The sequence below is a fragment of the Tardiphaga sp. 841_E9_N1_2 genome (assembly GCF_051811065.1).
GTDB lineage: Bacteria > Pseudomonadota > Alphaproteobacteria > Rhizobiales > Xanthobacteraceae > Tardiphaga > Tardiphaga robiniae.
Genome location: NZ_JBPWQC010000001.1, coordinates 3,189,124 through 3,204,086 on the forward strand (window position 1 = coordinate 3,189,124; position 14,963 = coordinate 3,204,086).

13 protein-coding genes are annotated in these 14,963 nt (G+C 61.7%); 1 reads left to right on the forward strand and 12 read right to left on the reverse strand.

What is annotated here, in order from left to right; all coding sequences use genetic code 11:
* Positions 1-5 precede the first annotated feature (5 nt).
* The 3 genes from AB8A50_RS15390 to AB8A50_RS15400 are packed head-to-tail and all read right to left on the reverse strand — an operon-like array spanning position 6 to position 2,240.
* Positions 6-863, reverse strand: a complete 858-nt coding sequence (locus tag AB8A50_RS15390; protein WP_439066723.1) for an alpha/beta fold hydrolase — start codon at positions 861-863, stop codon at positions 6-8.
* On the reverse strand, positions 860-1,255 hold the full coding sequence (locus AB8A50_RS15395) for a hypothetical protein (protein WP_439066722.1): 396 nt from the start codon (positions 1,253-1,255) through the stop codon (positions 860-862). Before AB8A50_RS15395 ends, AB8A50_RS15390 begins: the two co-directional genes overlap by 4 nt.
* Positions 1,242-2,240 carry a Bug family tripartite tricarboxylate transporter substrate binding protein gene (locus tag AB8A50_RS15400; RefSeq protein WP_439066721.1) on the reverse strand — a complete coding sequence of 333 codons (999 nt, stop codon included), beginning with the start codon at positions 2,238-2,240 and terminating at the stop codon, positions 1,242-1,244. Before AB8A50_RS15400 ends, AB8A50_RS15395 begins: the two co-directional genes overlap by 14 nt.
* Before the next feature lie 269 nt (positions 2,241-2,509).
* Between AB8A50_RS15400 and AB8A50_RS15405 the strand changes: the two genes are divergently transcribed.
* The gene (locus tag AB8A50_RS15405; protein ID WP_439079980.1) at positions 2,510-3,934 is read left to right on the forward strand and encodes an NAD-dependent succinate-semialdehyde dehydrogenase; all 1,425 of its coding nucleotides are present in this window, start codon (positions 2,510-2,512) and stop codon (positions 3,932-3,934) included.
* 519 nt (positions 3,935-4,453) lie between these two features.
* Here the strand turns inward: AB8A50_RS15405 and AB8A50_RS15410 are convergent.
* From AB8A50_RS15410 to AB8A50_RS15450, 9 genes are all read right to left on the reverse strand, one after another.
* The gene (locus AB8A50_RS15410) at positions 4,454-5,404 is read right to left on the reverse strand and encodes a helix-turn-helix domain-containing protein (RefSeq protein WP_439078192.1); all 951 of its coding nucleotides are present in this window, start codon (positions 5,402-5,404) and stop codon (positions 4,454-4,456) included.
* A gap of 235 nt (positions 5,405-5,639) precedes the next feature.
* A complete protein-coding gene (locus AB8A50_RS15415) occupies positions 5,640-6,281 on the reverse strand; it encodes a response regulator transcription factor (RefSeq protein ID WP_439078193.1) in 642 nt (213 codons plus the stop codon).
* Entirely contained in the window at positions 6,278-7,420 is a 1,143-nt protein-coding gene (locus AB8A50_RS15420) for a sensor histidine kinase (RefSeq protein WP_439078194.1), read from the reverse strand. The genes AB8A50_RS15415 and AB8A50_RS15420 overlap by 4 nt, the downstream gene beginning before the upstream one ends.
* The gene (locus tag AB8A50_RS15425; protein ID WP_439078195.1) at positions 7,417-8,571 is read right to left on the reverse strand and encodes a sensor histidine kinase; all 1,155 of its coding nucleotides are present in this window, start codon (positions 8,569-8,571) and stop codon (positions 7,417-7,419) included. Before AB8A50_RS15425 ends, AB8A50_RS15420 begins: the two co-directional genes overlap by 4 nt.
* Positions 8,572-8,696: 125 nt before the next feature.
* Positions 8,697-10,127 (reverse strand): alginate export family protein, encoded by a 1,431-nt coding sequence (locus AB8A50_RS15430; protein ID WP_439078196.1) that lies wholly within the window; start codon positions 10,125-10,127, stop codon positions 8,697-8,699.
* Positions 10,093-10,998 carry a glyoxalase gene (locus AB8A50_RS15435; RefSeq protein ID WP_439078197.1) on the reverse strand — a complete coding sequence of 302 codons (906 nt, stop codon included), beginning with the start codon at positions 10,996-10,998 and terminating at the stop codon, positions 10,093-10,095. The genes AB8A50_RS15430 and AB8A50_RS15435 overlap by 35 nt, the downstream gene beginning before the upstream one ends.
* A gap of 20 nt (positions 10,999-11,018) precedes the next feature.
* On the reverse strand, positions 11,019-12,653 hold the full coding sequence (locus AB8A50_RS15440; RefSeq protein ID WP_439078198.1) for an MFS transporter: 1,635 nt from the start codon (positions 12,651-12,653) through the stop codon (positions 11,019-11,021).
* Entirely contained in the window at positions 12,650-13,072 is a 423-nt protein-coding gene (locus AB8A50_RS15445) for a DoxX family protein (protein ID WP_439078199.1), read from the reverse strand. Before AB8A50_RS15445 ends, AB8A50_RS15440 begins: the two co-directional genes overlap by 4 nt.
* Positions 13,069-14,955 (reverse strand): amidohydrolase, encoded by a 1,887-nt coding sequence (locus AB8A50_RS15450; protein ID WP_439078200.1) that lies wholly within the window; start codon positions 14,953-14,955, stop codon positions 13,069-13,071. Before AB8A50_RS15450 ends, AB8A50_RS15445 begins: the two co-directional genes overlap by 4 nt.
* Positions 14,956-14,963 lie beyond the last annotated feature (8 nt).

Consider the following 14,963-nt stretch of genomic DNA (forward strand, 5'->3'; position numbering starts at 1 on the left):
TCTCCTCAGATTTTCTGTTGTTGTTTGATTTTCTCAAGCACCGGCGCGATGTAACGCCGGAATTGCGCGGGATTCTCGCTCATCGGGAAATGGCCCAGCTGCTCCATCACGGTGACTTCCGTGCCCGCGATGCCGGAGGCCGTTCGCACGGTGTCTTCGGGCATGCAGGAGAAGTCGTACTCGCCGGTGAGCAGATAGAGCGGACAGATCTTGGTATCGATCGCCTTGGTGCGACCGCGCAGGTCGCCGTCGACGCGATAGAAATACAGATCGCCCTTGAACACGCCGGGGCCGCCCTGCTTGTAGGCCCACAGGGTTTCCATCCGCGCCTCCGCAGGAGACTGCGGCGCAACGAGACCGGATACCAGCGCGGCACAGACTTCGCCGCCATGGATATCCGGCCGATTAAGCCAGGTGGTGTCGTACCACGGCGCCTGGAAGTCCGCGGCTTCGAGGCCGATCAAGGCGCGGAATTCGCTGGCGTGATCGATGGCGAGATTGAGCACGATGCGGCCGCCGATCGAACAGCCCATCACGACGGGCTTGTCGAGATCGAGTGCCGCACTGAATGCGCGGATCGTCTGCGTATAGCGCGCGGTGGTGAGCTGATATTCGCTGCCGTCCCAATTCGCTGGCGGATTCGACTTGCCATGCCAGGGCATGTCGAAGGCGATGATGCGGAAGTGTTTGGTGAACTGTTCATCCGCAAGGAGATAGCGCCATTGCCGGTTGTCCGAGCCGGCGGTGTGCAGGCAGACCAGCGGAATGCCTTGGCCGGCTTCCTCGAAATAGATCCGGTGCGTGATGCCGTCGATATCGATATGCACGTAACGCCCGATCATCGGTTCGATATATCCGGTCATGATGCAGCTCCCGACTTGCGCGGCAGTGCCAGCAGATCCTTGAAATACTGAAGGTTGGTCATGAAGGGCTTGATGTCACCTTCGAGCTTGGCTTCGCCGCGCTTGGTCAGCGACAGAAGATCGTGCCACTCCGCCTTCGGCATCGGCTGCCAGAATGCGGTCCAGGCGTCAGGCGTTGCGCGATAGCCGAAAGTCCACGACCGCATCAGCACCGGCGCCGGCACCATGTCGATGATGCGGCCGGCCCGGATGGCGACGTGAAACGCCTGCTCGGTCGAGCCAAGCAGACAATCGACATCGAGAAAGCGGCCGCGCTGGATCAGCGCAGTGTCACTCTCCAGCAGTGCCGGGAGCTGCGAGAACAGGTCGCTGACGGGGTCAGATTTTTTCAAGACCGGACTCCTTGATGATGCGGCCCCACAATTCGGTCTGCTTGGCCACGTGTTCAGCGAGGCCTTCGGGCGTGCTGACATCCGGCTCGAGACCGATATCGGCGAAGAACTTCTTGGCTTCGTCGGTCGCCATCACCTCAAGGAACGCCTTGTTGAGCTTCTGCACAATGTCGGCAGGGACGTTCTTCGGCGCGAACAACCCGCTCCAGGCGGCGAAGTCATAGCCGGGCAGACCAACATCCGCCATTGGCGCTACGCCGGGCAGCGAGGCGACCTTCTGCGCCGTCGTCACGCCAAGCGCGCGCAGGCTGCCATTGTTGATGAATTCGCGCGTCACGGCGACGTCGGTGATGACGAATTCGATGCGCCCCCCGAGCAGATCGGTGATCGCCTGCGGCGTGCCGGGATAGGAGATGCGCACGGCGTCGATGCTCGCCATCGATTTGACGAGCTGCGCCGCCGCCATGCTGCCGGTGTTGCCGCTGCCATAGCTCAGCTTGCCTGGATTGGCCTTGGCGTAAGCGATGAACTCCTTGAGGTCCTTCGCCGGAAAATCCTTGGCGACCACCATCACCAGCGGGTTGCGCGTCAACCGCGCGATCGGCGTGAAGTCAGCGACGGGATCGAAAGGCATCTTGTTGTAGAGATGCAAATTGGCCGAATGGGTCGAATTGGTCGCGAGATACAGCGTATAGCCGTCGCCCGGCGCGCGCGCGACTTCGGCCGCGCCGATATTGGCGTTGGCGCCCGGCTTGTTGTCGACGAGGATCTTCTGGCCCAGCACGGCGCCGACTTTTTCGGCGAGGAAGCGCGCTTCCACATCGGTGGCGCTGCCGGCCGGGAACGGCACCAGCAGCCGGATCATCTTGCTCGGATAGACGTCCTGCGCCTGCGCCGGTGTGAACACCGCTGCCGTCGCCGCCAGCATGCCTGCCATCGCGACGCGCCGCGTGAGCGACCACGCCGCAGCCCACTGCTCTCTCATGTTTCAACTCCCAATCGATATTCTTGATGATTTTGTTGTTCAGCGCGCCCGACGCGTGATGACCGACACGCAAGTGGCGCGCGCCGCGGCATCTGCCGCTGCGTTCTCCGCCATCTCGCATCGTCCAATCGTACGCATCTTCGATCTCATTCAATCCCAGAACGTTCTGCCTGACAGAACTATTGTTCTATTATATCAACATATGATTGGATGCCGCGCAAGTGAGGCTGAGTCAACCGCTTCCGACGACCAAGAAAGTGCACTTCGACATGACCTATCCCAACATCGAGCTTTACGTGGACGGACACTGGCGCCGGGCCTCCGGCACGCCGATCATCAATCCCGCCGACGAGAGCGTACTAGGGACGGTGCCGCATGCGACGAAAGCCGATCTCGACGATGCGCTCGATGCGGCGGTGCGCGGCTTCAATGTTTGGCGCAAGACGGCACCGAACGCGCGCGCGCAAATCATTCTGAAGGCTGCGACGTTGATCCGCTCGCGCGTCGACGAGATGGCGACGGCGATGGTGCTGGAGCAAGGCAAGCCGCTCGATCAGGCGAAGCTCGAAATCCTGCGCGGCTGCGAGATCATCGAATGGGATGCAACCGAAGGCATGCGCATGTATGGCCGCGTGATCTCGGCCGGTCCCGGTCTGCAACACACCGTGTATCGCCAGCCGATCGGCCCCGTTGCAGCATTCTCGCCGTGGAATTTCCCAATGAGCTCACCGGCGCGCAAGGTGGCCGGCGCGCTGTCGTCGGGCTGTTCGATCATCCTGAAAGCTTCGGAAGAAACCCCGGCCGGCGCGCTGCAGCTGGCGCGCGCGTTCCATGATGCAGGCTTGCCCGCGGGCGTACTCAATCTCGTGTTCGGCGATCCTGCCGAAATCTCCGGCTATCTGGTGCCGCATCAGGCCATCCGCCTGATCACCTTCACCGGCTCGGTGCCGGTCGGCAAACATCTCGCCGCCATGGCCGGTCAGCACATGAAGCCGGCGATCATGGAGCTCGGCGGACATGGCCCGGTGATCGTCTGCGACGATGCTGATCCCGTCACCACCGCCCAGGCTTCGGTCGTCACCAAGTCACGCAATGCCGGTCAGGTTTGCGTCGCGCCGACGCGTTTCTTCGTGCACGAGAAGAACTTTGAGATCTTCGCAAAGAGTTTTGCCGAAGGCGCCGCCAAGCTGAAGATCGGCAATGGCATGGATCCATCCACGCAGCTCGGGCCTTTAGCGAATTCACGACGCGTCAACGCCATGGAACGGCTCGTGTCGGACGCCAAGGACCACGGCGCGCGCGTGCTCGCGGGTGGCCAGCGCATCAACAATCGCGGTTACTTCTATCCACTCACCGTGCTCGCCGACGTGCCCGACGATGCATTGGCGATGAACGAGGAGCCGTTCGGTCCGCTCGCTCTCGTCAATCCGGTGCGCGATCTCGACGAAGCCATCGCCAAGGCGAATGCATTGCCGTTCGGCCTTGCCGCCTATGCCTTCACGAAGTCAGCCGACAACGTGCAGCGGATCTCCAACGACGTGGAAACCGGTAACCTCACTATCAACCACTTCGTCGCATCCACAGCGGAGACCCCGTTCGGCGGCGTCAAGGACTCAGGCTATGGCCGCGAAGGCGGTACCGAGGGCCTCGCCTGCTACACGGTGACGAAGAACGTGTCGCATAAATTTGCGTGAGACATTGGTGGAGGCTGGGAAGCACTCTGGTTCTTCAAACGACTTTTGAAGAACCAGAGTCGCACGGGTGCAATTTACCGACACGATCTGCTCTCGTGCGATTGGTTTAAGCGACGGTACCGCTCCCAAAAATACATCGTCCGCGAAGTGGGTCAGTGGCGAGAAGTTGTCATGCAAACGGAAGCTTCGGCGAGCGCCGGGCCTGCGAGTGGGGAAAGGTCACCCCAGCCTGCGCGCCTCAGCTCGCACCGAGATCGTAGACCTGTAGAACGCTACGGCCGCGCGTGCAGGTGACGCGCCGGCCGCGGCCTTCCTTCCGGATCTTGATGCCTACGCGCCGCCCCCGACGATCGTGGCGCTCGCGACAACCATACAAAGAAGCAGGTTTAAGAGCATCCACGCCTCCGCACCGCCCCCCAAGCGGAACTTCCGCAAAACTCATCCATGTCCGCTTTGCGCCAGGAGCTGACATTGTCGGTGGCGCGTAGCATGGACGCGCGGCACGCCGCCTCACTCAAACTATTTCTCACATTCAGAAAATCGCGCTGAAGAACCTGCATTGCCAGTTGCGCGGCGCCAGGCCCCCGGCGGTAGCCCAGTCGAAGCGGAAAAGACGCGGGTGAAGTGGCTTTGATCTGCAAAGCCACAAATCAGTGCGATATCGGCCAACGACATACCGGTCTTCATGAGAAGGCCACGGGCCTGTTCGACGCGCTGGGACAGGATCCACTGGTGAGGCGCCTTGCCCGTCGCCTTCTTGAAGCCGCGGATGAAATAGCCGCGCGACAACCCGCAGGCCTGTGCGACATCTGCAACCCGTACATTGCCTGCAGTATTGCTGCTCAGCATGTCGACGGCGAGCGCCAGTTGCGGCCGCGACAGCGCGGCGCCTTGCGATGCGGATTCAAGGTTGGTCGCGCGGTTGTATCGCTCGATCAGATGTATGCCGATCGTCGTTCCAAGCTGGTCGAGGAACAACGGGCTCGCCTCGCTACTTTTCTGCAGCAAGGGCTCGACCACGCTGACGAGCCGCAACAAGACGGGATCGGTGTCACCGGCGCGGCACGCAAGGTCGACCGCGCCGCGCCACCCGTGCTCCTGCGCCAATTCGATCAGGAACGGGCGCGACACCTCCATCAGGAGAAAATCGAACGCACCGCGCAGATCGGCACGATAATCATCCGCGAGGTTGCGAATATAGATCGAGCCTTCTTCGAATTCATGGCTCGTGGCGCGATGTTCGTGAAAAATACGCCGCCGATGACCACCACTTTGCGAGATGCCGATCAGGAAACCGCGATCGTCGGCTGCGGTCAAGACCTGGCCAAGATGCGGATCGTCGCTCCCTTTGCGGAAAAACTTGATCCCGGCGCCGCGCAGTTCTTGATCCTTGTGGAGCTTGCTGGCAGGACAGCCGAACACATCGATCTTCGATTTCGGCTTCGGCGAAACAGGCAGCGGCTCAAGCATGTGGACCGGTCCCGCATATGATGCACCGTCGGGAATTCGGGTACCCGCCATCATATACCCCCATCGCTGCACGCTGCAGATCGCCCGGACGTTCTCATGCGTCCCAACGAACTACCTCAGATTTCAGTTTAGCCACGCACATGGTTGCACATGGCTGCGGCTCCATGATTTCCAGAATGCGGAATTGTATGCGGACAGACAATTGGAGCATGGTGGAGGCTGACTAGACCTTGGTCTAGGCGAGCGACGGCGGCTCATATCCCAACCGGTCGGCCATCCGCACGATGTCAGCGAGCGAGTTCGCCCGCATCTTACGCATCATCGTGCCGCGGTGGAGCTTGATCGTGGCTTCGCTCAGGTCCAGCGCAGCCGCAATCTGCTTGTTCATCAAGCCGGCGGCGACATACGCGAACACCTCGCGCTCCCTCACCGTCAAGGTCTCGAAATCCGCCTTGAGGCCAGCGATTTTCTCGGCCGCCTGCTTCGTCGCACGGTCGCGTTTCACGGCCGTCTCAACCGCAGCAAGAAGATCCATCGCGCGAACGGGCTTGGTCAGGAATTCGATGGCGCCGGCCTTCATTGCCCGCACCGACATCGGCACATCGGCAAAGCCGCTAATCACGATTACCGACGTCGTGACATGCAGGGCAGCCAGATCGTCGAGAAAATCGAGACCATTGCGGCCGGGTAGATGCACGTCGAGAACGATGCAGCCGAATTTGTCCCGGTCGTCTTTGGCCAGGAACTCCTGCGCCGAGGCAAAGCACTCGACCTGAAGACCGACAGAGCGCAGCATGCCGTCCAGGGCCTCGCGAATACCCTTGTCATCGTCAATGACGGCGACAACTGCGGTGACTGGCTCCGAATTTGCGATCACGGTGTCACCTGCAGCGTACGTGGCGGCAGCGTGAAGCGAAGGCGCGTGCCAGTGGGCACGCGTGACTCCGCCCAGAGCCTTCCGCCGTGGGCATCGATGATGGAACGGCAGATCGACAGCCCCATGCCAATGCCATCCCGCTTGGTCGTGAAGAACGGATTGAAGATCATATCGAGATGATCGGGGTTAATACCCACCCCCGCATCTTCGACGGTGACGCAGACCTCTCCCAGTGGATCCATCGCCGACACGACAGTCACGCGCCGTTGTTGATTCTCCGATGAATTGATGGCATCCGCCGCGTTGGACACTAGGTTCAACATCACCTGTTGCAGCTGCACCCGATCACCAACGATCGATGGCTGGTCGGGCTGAAGATCGGCTCCCAGCGCAATCCCCTGCCGCGACAGTTCCGGCTGCACGATCGATAGGACGCCTTCGATCATCTCGTTCAGGTCGAGCTCTTCGAACACCACCGGCGCGTTGCGCGCAATCGCGCGGACGCGCTGGATGATCGCTCCGGCGCGATGCCCCTCCGCGATTGCCCGTTCCGCGGCGGCGCGGGCTTCGCCAACATTGGGCTTCTCGCCTTTGAGCCATTGCACGCAGGCCTCGGCATTCATGACAACGGCCATCAGCGGCTGATTAACTTCATGCGCAATAGACGCGGTGAGCTGCCCCATCGTGGTAATCCGCGACATGCGCGCCAGCTCCGCATGCGCCACCTGAAGCGCCGCCGTGCTCTCGCGCAGCTTGCGGTCGGCGCGGTCCTTGTATAGGGCCATTTCGATCACAGTGCGCAGTTGCAGATCCTCGAACGGCTTGAGCAGATAGCCGAACGGCTCGGCCTGACTGGCGCGCCTGACCGTCTCGTCATCGGCATAGGCCGTGAGGAACACTACCGGGATCTGGCATCTGGCGCGGATCTGCCGGGCGGCATCGATGCCGTCTATCTCGCCTTCCAGACGGATGTCCATCAGCACCAGATCGGGACGATTGCTGATCGCAAGCTCAACGGCCGCCTCGCCGCGGGCGGTCACCCCGATCACGGAATGACCGATCCGGCCGAGCTGCTCGCTAATATCGCGGGCAACGATGCGATCATCCTCGACCACCATCACGCGGGCGCGCGTTGTCATGGCGCGAGGCTCGCGCTACGGCCAGCCTGGAATGTAAGGGTGCAAGTGGTGCCGCCGGTGCGATCGACAGAGAACGTGCCATGCAACTGCTCGACGAGATCGCGCACCAGCTGCAGACCGAGTGATCTGGTTTCGATGAAGTCGAACTGCTCGGGCATCCCGATGCCGTCATCCGCGACGGTCAGAATACATGTCCCGTTGTCGCTGCGGCCGAACCTGACCCTGATATATCCGCTGCGTTCGCCGGGAAAGGCGTGTTTGAACGCATTGGAGACGAGCTCGTTGATGATGAGGCCGCAGGAGACAGCGCGATCCATATCCAGTGTGACGTCATCGCTTTCGGCCGTGATCTCGACGCGAGCCCGCCCATAGGCGCGGCGCAGATGCGTGCACAGACTGAGCACATGGGTCTGCATCTGGATCTCAGCGAAGTTGCCGGCACGATACAGATTTTCATGCACCAGCGCCATCGACCGCACGCGGTTGCGGCTATCCGCAAACAGCGCCGCGGTGATCGGGTCGGTGATGCGCGACGCCTGCAGGTTCAGGAGACTACTGATAAGCTGCAGGTTGTTCTTGACGCGGTGATGCACTTCCTTGAGCAGCGCTTCCTTTTCGTTCAGCGATGCTTCCAGTCTTTCCCGTGCAGCGTTTCCGGTTGTGATGTCCATCATCGCGCGGCGGAGCTCGAGCTGGTTCATGATCTGCCGCGCGAGCGCCTGCAGCGTGAAGCGCTGGCGTGTCGACAGACCATCCGGGCGCGGCGTGTGATCCAACACACAAACGGTACCGATCGGCAGTCCGTTCTGTGTTTCCAGCAGCGCGCTGGCATAGAAGCGGAGCCTGGGACCCCCGCTCACCAATGGATTATGCTGGAAGCGTGTATCCGAAGACAGATCGGGGATCACGAAAAGATCCGTCTGGCGGATCGCCTGCGCGCAGATCGAATGATCGAGCGGCAGTTCCCGATCGCCGTGCCCGATACCGGTAAGGGTCCAGTGCCGGTCGCCATCTATCAGATTGATGGCCGCGATCGGCGCATCGCAGATATCCGACGCGATCTGCACGAAGTCTGCGAAATCCACATCAGATGCAGAATCGAGAATATCGTATCGATGCAAGGCCGCGATGCGATCGCGTTCATTCCACATGTCAGGCACTTATGTCGGCGTCATCCGAACCATCACGCCAAAACGGGACCGATGGCGGGCGAGCGTGTAACCTATTCCGCCGCGGCACAAAATGAAACCACGCCCCATGGCCTCCGGACGTGCGGTTACCACCCATATTTGAGCTCCAAACCCAGATAATTGCTGTCGTGCCCGCCGGCGTTCCGCACCGTGTCGCCAATGGCGTAATGCACCGCCTCGACGGCTCCGGTCAGGTTGGCGTTGAAGACGTAATCCGCTCGAAGCTGCGAATAGACCCCCGTCCAGCGGCTGCCCTGCCCAGCCGTGCCCGCGACGGCAACGTTGGGCTGAACATAAACGGCATCGGCAACCGTCTGGCGCCACTGCATGCCGAGCCCGGCGGTCACCGTCAGATTGGCAATGGGCTTCACCGTCAGTGTCGGCTTGAGATGGATCAGGTTGGCGTAGCCGGTATAGCCTGCCAGCGAGAAATAGTAGCCGTTCGGGAACAGCGGATTGAACGTAGCGATCGTGTTGTCACCCGCACGCCCGTCACCTGACGCCGCATCCGCCTGCAAGCCGATCCTTGGCGTCCATGCGGCGTTAGAGAATGTGTAACCGGTGCGGCCGCCCAGTGCCCAGGCCTCGATCTCCTTAGGCCCGACATGCCCTGTCTGCCCCATCGCCTCGAGATCCCAATCGAAGCCATTGGCATTACCGGCAAAGCGGACGTCGAAGATGTGCCGCGTCTCTTCGCCCAGGGCGTCGAGATAACGCGCAGACGACCGCTCGAACAGGGAGTAATAGCCGGAGAGTTCGTTGTCGCCGAACACCTTGCGTTCGATACGCGCAGTGCTGAAGCGGAAATTCTGGCCGGAGAAGTCGTCGAACACATCGCCAAAGCGATATTGCACCGGCTGGCTGACAAAGCCGATGAAACGCCACAACCCGGTCTCGTAATCCGCCCACACCGCATCGAAGGACTGCCGCACATTCGGCCCGTCGCGCGAGGACACAAAGCGTTGCAGATCGAAGGCAAAATCCTGCCGGCCGACGCGCGCCTTGAAGATGCCGTCACCCAGCGCACCGCTATAGGCGATAAATGCCAGTCTCAGATCGAGCTGGTTCTGGTCGGCCGGCGAGACGCTCGCCTTGTCAATGGTGCGGACATCCTCCAGCTGCGTGAAGATCTGCCAGTTCTCGTTCAGCCGGATGTCGACATGTATCTGCAGCCGTTGCAGCAGATAGGAATCGCCGCGCGTATTGCCGACGCCGAAATTCGGAGCGTCGTTGAACTCAAATCGCTCGCGCAGACTAGCACCTAGCGAGATATAGCTTTTCGGATCGGTGACAAAGAGCGGGATATATTTCAGAGCGTCGAATGGCTCGGTGCGCAACGCCGAAGTGGCGAGCGCAGACCAGTCTTCCTGCCAGCGATTGGTTAGAAGCTTCGGGCGCGCTGGCGTTACCGCTGAATCGTCCGCATGCGCAGGCGGCAGCAGGACCGCGCTAAAGGCCAGCGCGGTCGCGGCTATCCAAGCCTTACTTGCCGACGGCAGAGTGAATCTCGGCAACATAGCCTCCGGGGAATTTTACCAGCGCTGCGCGGCGCGCATCCGCGACATAGGGCTCGACCAGCACCGTGGCACCGACCGTCTTCGCCTTGGCCAGCGTCTCGTCGAGCGACGGCACTTCATAGCCGGTCAGCTCATGGCCATAAGGATAACGAAGCACGCCGTCGGTCACCAGCACAGTCATCTTGCCAAACTTCGACGTGATGCGAACCCGACGGTAGGTATCGCTGGGGCGGCCGATCTCGATGCCCGGCGCCTTCGCCGTGTCGGAGACAACGTTGCCTTTCGAGAAAGCGACAAAGCTCTTCACGAACTGGTCGGCCCGGCCGGCCGGCACGTAGACGCGGTTTTCCGGGACCGTCTGCAGTTCCGGATAGGACGGCGCCGTCGTGTGCCAATAGAGCTGCATGTTGATGCCGCCCGGCCATTGCACAACGACGTCGCGGCCGATCGGATCGGGAAACGTCTTGACCAGCACGTCGGCGCCCGCGCCTTGCGCGGCTCTGACGGCGGCATCGATATCTGTAACGAGATAGCCGGTGCGCTCATGGCCGAATGGATAGGGAATCGGAGTCTTGAAGCCAAACACCGAGACCGACCCTGCCGGGGTCAGCAGAAGCTGCGACGTCGTGCTGCTCGGTGTCGGCGTCACTGTCGCGACTACCTGTTTGGTGCTCTTGCCACCAAAAGTCGCGATGAAGCTTTCGACAAAGCGATCGACCTCGTCCGGCGCAACATAGACGTGCGTCGTGTCATATTGCGCGCCGACAGCAAAGCCGACCTTCGCCGGCGCCTCGCGCGACCATGCATCTTGCGGCGCGGCCGATAGCAACGCGATGGAAAGAATGGCGGCGGTGAATTTGAACAAACGCATCATGGCAGTCCTTGTGGCGACTAGTGCTGGTTGACCAGTTCGGGCTTCGACGTCGGGTTTTTCAGATCCAGCGTCAGAAAATGCCGGACCACGGGGGCGTCGGGCCCGATGTGATATTGCGTCATCTCGCGCTGCACATCGGCATCAGCCTTCGAGACGCGGTGATGCTGCCGCAGATGCTCCGCCCATGATTCCACCAGGAACCATTCGACGATCTTCTCCGGATCGGCGGCATCCTCGGTGATGCCCCAGCCATAAGCGCCATCGCGACGACGCGCTTCGGAGAGGCGCTTGAGCCCGGTGAAGAACGGCGCGCGGTTTTGACGCGCGATTCGATATTCAATCAGGATCAGGACGGGCCCGCGGTCATGTTCGACCTCGTCCGACGTCAGCGGCTCCGGCCAGTAATTGGACGGCGCGAGATCGGCTTCGCCTGTCGGCAGCTTCACCCGGTGCATGATGAAGGCGGCGACGGCGAGACCGCATGCGCTAACCAGCAGCGTCGCCGGCAGGCTCAGCGCTTGGGCCACCGCGCCCCAGCCGAGGCTTCCAGCAGCCATGGCACCGTTGAACACCATCAGATAGACAGCGAGACCGCGACCACGCACCCAGTTCGGCAGCACCGCCTGCGCGACGCCACTGAACGTCGTCAGCGCCGTGATCCACGCAGAACCGAGCAGCAGCAGAACCGGCAGCGCAACCCATTTCGGCGGCGCGAAGGACAGTACAGCCATCACACACGCCGACAACAGCGCGGCGATCAGCAGCAGCGCGTCGGAGTCGAGCTTCGCGCGGAGCCGCGGCAGCACCAGCGCGCCACCGATCGCGCCTGCACCAACCGCACCAAGCAGCACGCCGTAAAAACTGGCATCGCCACCCAGCAGATTACGCGCCACCAGCGGCAGCAGAGCCCAGATCGAGCTGGAGAATGCAAAGAAGATCGTTGCCCGCAGCAGCACGATGTGCAGTTCACGGCTAGAGCGCGTGTAGCGCAATCCGGCCCGGAACGCGCCGAAGAACTTCTCTGACAACACGTCTTTGTCGGCCTTGGCGCGCGGCCACCACAGCAGTGCTGCGATGACGAACATGTAGCTGGCGACATCGGCGCCATAGGTGACGGCGGCGCCGAATGTCGCCAGCAGGATGCCGCCGGCGGCCGGGCCGATCGAGCGCGAGACATTGATGCCCAGTGAATTCAGCGCGACCGCGCTCTTGATGTCCTGCCGCGGCACGAGCTCCGGCACGATCGCCTGCCATGTCGGCCCGACCAGTGCGGCGCCGATGCCGCCGATGAAGGTCAGCCCGATCAGCAGATTGACCGTCAGCAGCCCGTAATAGGACAGCATCATCAGCGTCGCGCTCACCAAGGCGAGCAGCACCTGCACCGCGATCAGGAATTTGCGGCGATCGAGAATATCGGACAGCACCCCGGCGGGGATCGCAAACAGGAAGATCGGAAGCGTGCCCGCGGCCTGGATCATGGTGACCGCTGCGGGCGCCGCCGACAGGTCTGTGACGAGCCAGGAGCTCGCCACGTCGCGCATGAAGCTGCCGGTATTGCCCATCACCGTCGCGACCCAGATCACCGCGAAGATGGATTGGCGGAATGGCGCGAAGGCGCTGGTTGCCTTGGCCGGCTCGGCGGCTCCGCTCATGGTTTTGCCTTCCTGGCCCGGTCATTAAGGTCATGCCATGCGACGAGCAGGAAGCCGCCGCACAGGCCGATATGTTCGAAAAACGAATTGGCGCTCATAAAGCGCTCTGGCGGAGCCAGCCCCCAGAACCGATTCGCCAGAAATGTCGCCATCAGCGTAAAGCCTGCCAGCGAGAGTGCACCGAGCCAGCGCCACACGCCACCAAGAATCAATAGCGAGGCAACCAGTTCGAGCCCGATCGTCGCCAGCGCGAAGGGCGCCGCCGGCTGCAGTCCGAAATGGTTCATCTCGGCAATCGCCCCCGGAAGGTCGAACGCCTTGACGAGCCCGCCCTGCAGATAGGCTGCACACAGGCAGAGCAAACCCAGCCAATGCATAATGGGCGCCCCGATCACGCGACGTGCGAGATTCGTGATCATACCGCCCAGCACGCGCAGCCGAGAGCGCCCCAGAAGCTTTTGAGATCGGCGATCGGCAGCTTGCTGGACCATGCCGTGGCATGATCATGGCCATGCACGCCGCATGAATTCGCGCAGCCGCAGCTCATCGCCATCTTCTGCGCGACGACCTGTCCATTCGCATCGGGAGCGGCCCACGCGCCATAGCCACCAAAGGTGCGCACCGGCGACCAGTCCGGCATGGCAGGCGGCGGCGCATTCTCGTCGAGCTTGGCGAAATCACCGACGGCATAGACAACCTTGCCGCCGACGATTGTCAGTACTGCGCTCGTGTCGGCGATCTCATTCTCCGCGCAGGAGAAGAAGTCACGATCGGGTACGACGATATCGGCGAGCTGGCCGACCTGGATGCGGCCTTTTTTGCCTTCTTCATTCGAGAACCACGTCACGTTTTCGGTCCACATCCGCAACGCCGTCTCGCGATCGAGGCAGTTGCGCTGCGGATACAGCTGCATCCCGCCGACAGTGCGGCCGGTGACCAGCCAGGACAGCGATACCCAGGGATTATAAGACGCGACGCGCGTCGCATCGGTGCCGGCGGAAACCTTGACGCCCTTGGCGAGCATCTTCGACACCGGCGGTGTCGCTTCAGCGGCGCCATGGCCGTAACGCTCGACGAAATATTCGCCCTGATAGGCCATGCGGTGCTGCACGGCGATGCCGCCGCCGAGGGCCGCGATACGGTCGATGGACTGATCCGAAATCGTTTCAGCGTGGTCGAAGAACCAGTTTAGCCCTTCCAGCGGCATCTCCTGATTGACGCGCTCGAACACATCCAGCGCACGGCTGATGGTCTCGTCATAGGTCGCGTGCATACGCCACGGCCATTTGTTCTGGACCAGAACGCGCACAACATCCTCGAGCTCGCCTTCCATTTCCGGCTCCATATCCGGGCGCGGCTGGCGGAAATCCTCGAAATCGGCAGCAGAGAACACCAGCATTTCGCCAGCGCCGTTATGGCGGAAATAGTCGTCGCCCTGCTTGTATTTGGACGTCTTGGTCCAGTTCAGGAAGTCGTCCTTCTCGCCCTTCGGCTTTTGGGTGAAGAGGTTATAGGCGAGACGGATCGTCAACTGATTCTCGTCATGCAGCTTCTGGATGACGGCATAATCCTCGGGATAGTTCTGGAAACCGCCGCCGGCATCGATGGCGCCGGTGACACCGAGGCGGTTGAGCTCGCGCATGAAATGGCGGGTGGAGTTGACCTGATAGTCGAATGGCAGCTTCGGCCCCTTGGCCAGCGTCGCATAGAGAATGCCGGCATTGGGCTTGGCCAGCAGCAGCCCGTTCGGATTGCCGTTAGCGTCGCGAATGATCTCACCGCCTGGCGGGTTTGGCGTGTCCTTCGTATAGCCGACGGCGCGCAGCGCGGCGCCATTGAGCAGTGCGCGATCATAGAGATGCAGCAGGAATACCGGCGTATCCGGCGCGACGGCATTCAACTCGTCGATTGTCGGCAACCGCTTCTCGACAAACTGATGCTCGGTGAAGCCACCGACAACGCGCACCCATTGCGGCGGCGGGGTGATGGCGACCTGACGTTTCAGCATGTTCATGGCGTCGGAAAGCGAGCGCACTCCATCCCAGCGTAGCTCCATGTTGAAGTTCAGGCCGCCGCGAATGATGTGCAAGTGATTGTCGATCAGGCCGGGCAGCACGCGCTTGCCCTTGAGGTCGACGACCCTCGTCTTCGGTCCCGCCAGGGGCAGGATGTCCGCGTTATGGCCGACATGGGTGAAGCGACCATCCTTGATGGCCACCGCGCTGGCGACGGGATTGGAGCGATCGAGCGTCGTGAACAGGCCACGATGGAGAATGAGATCGGGGGTCTGCGGCTCGGTCATGGGAAGTT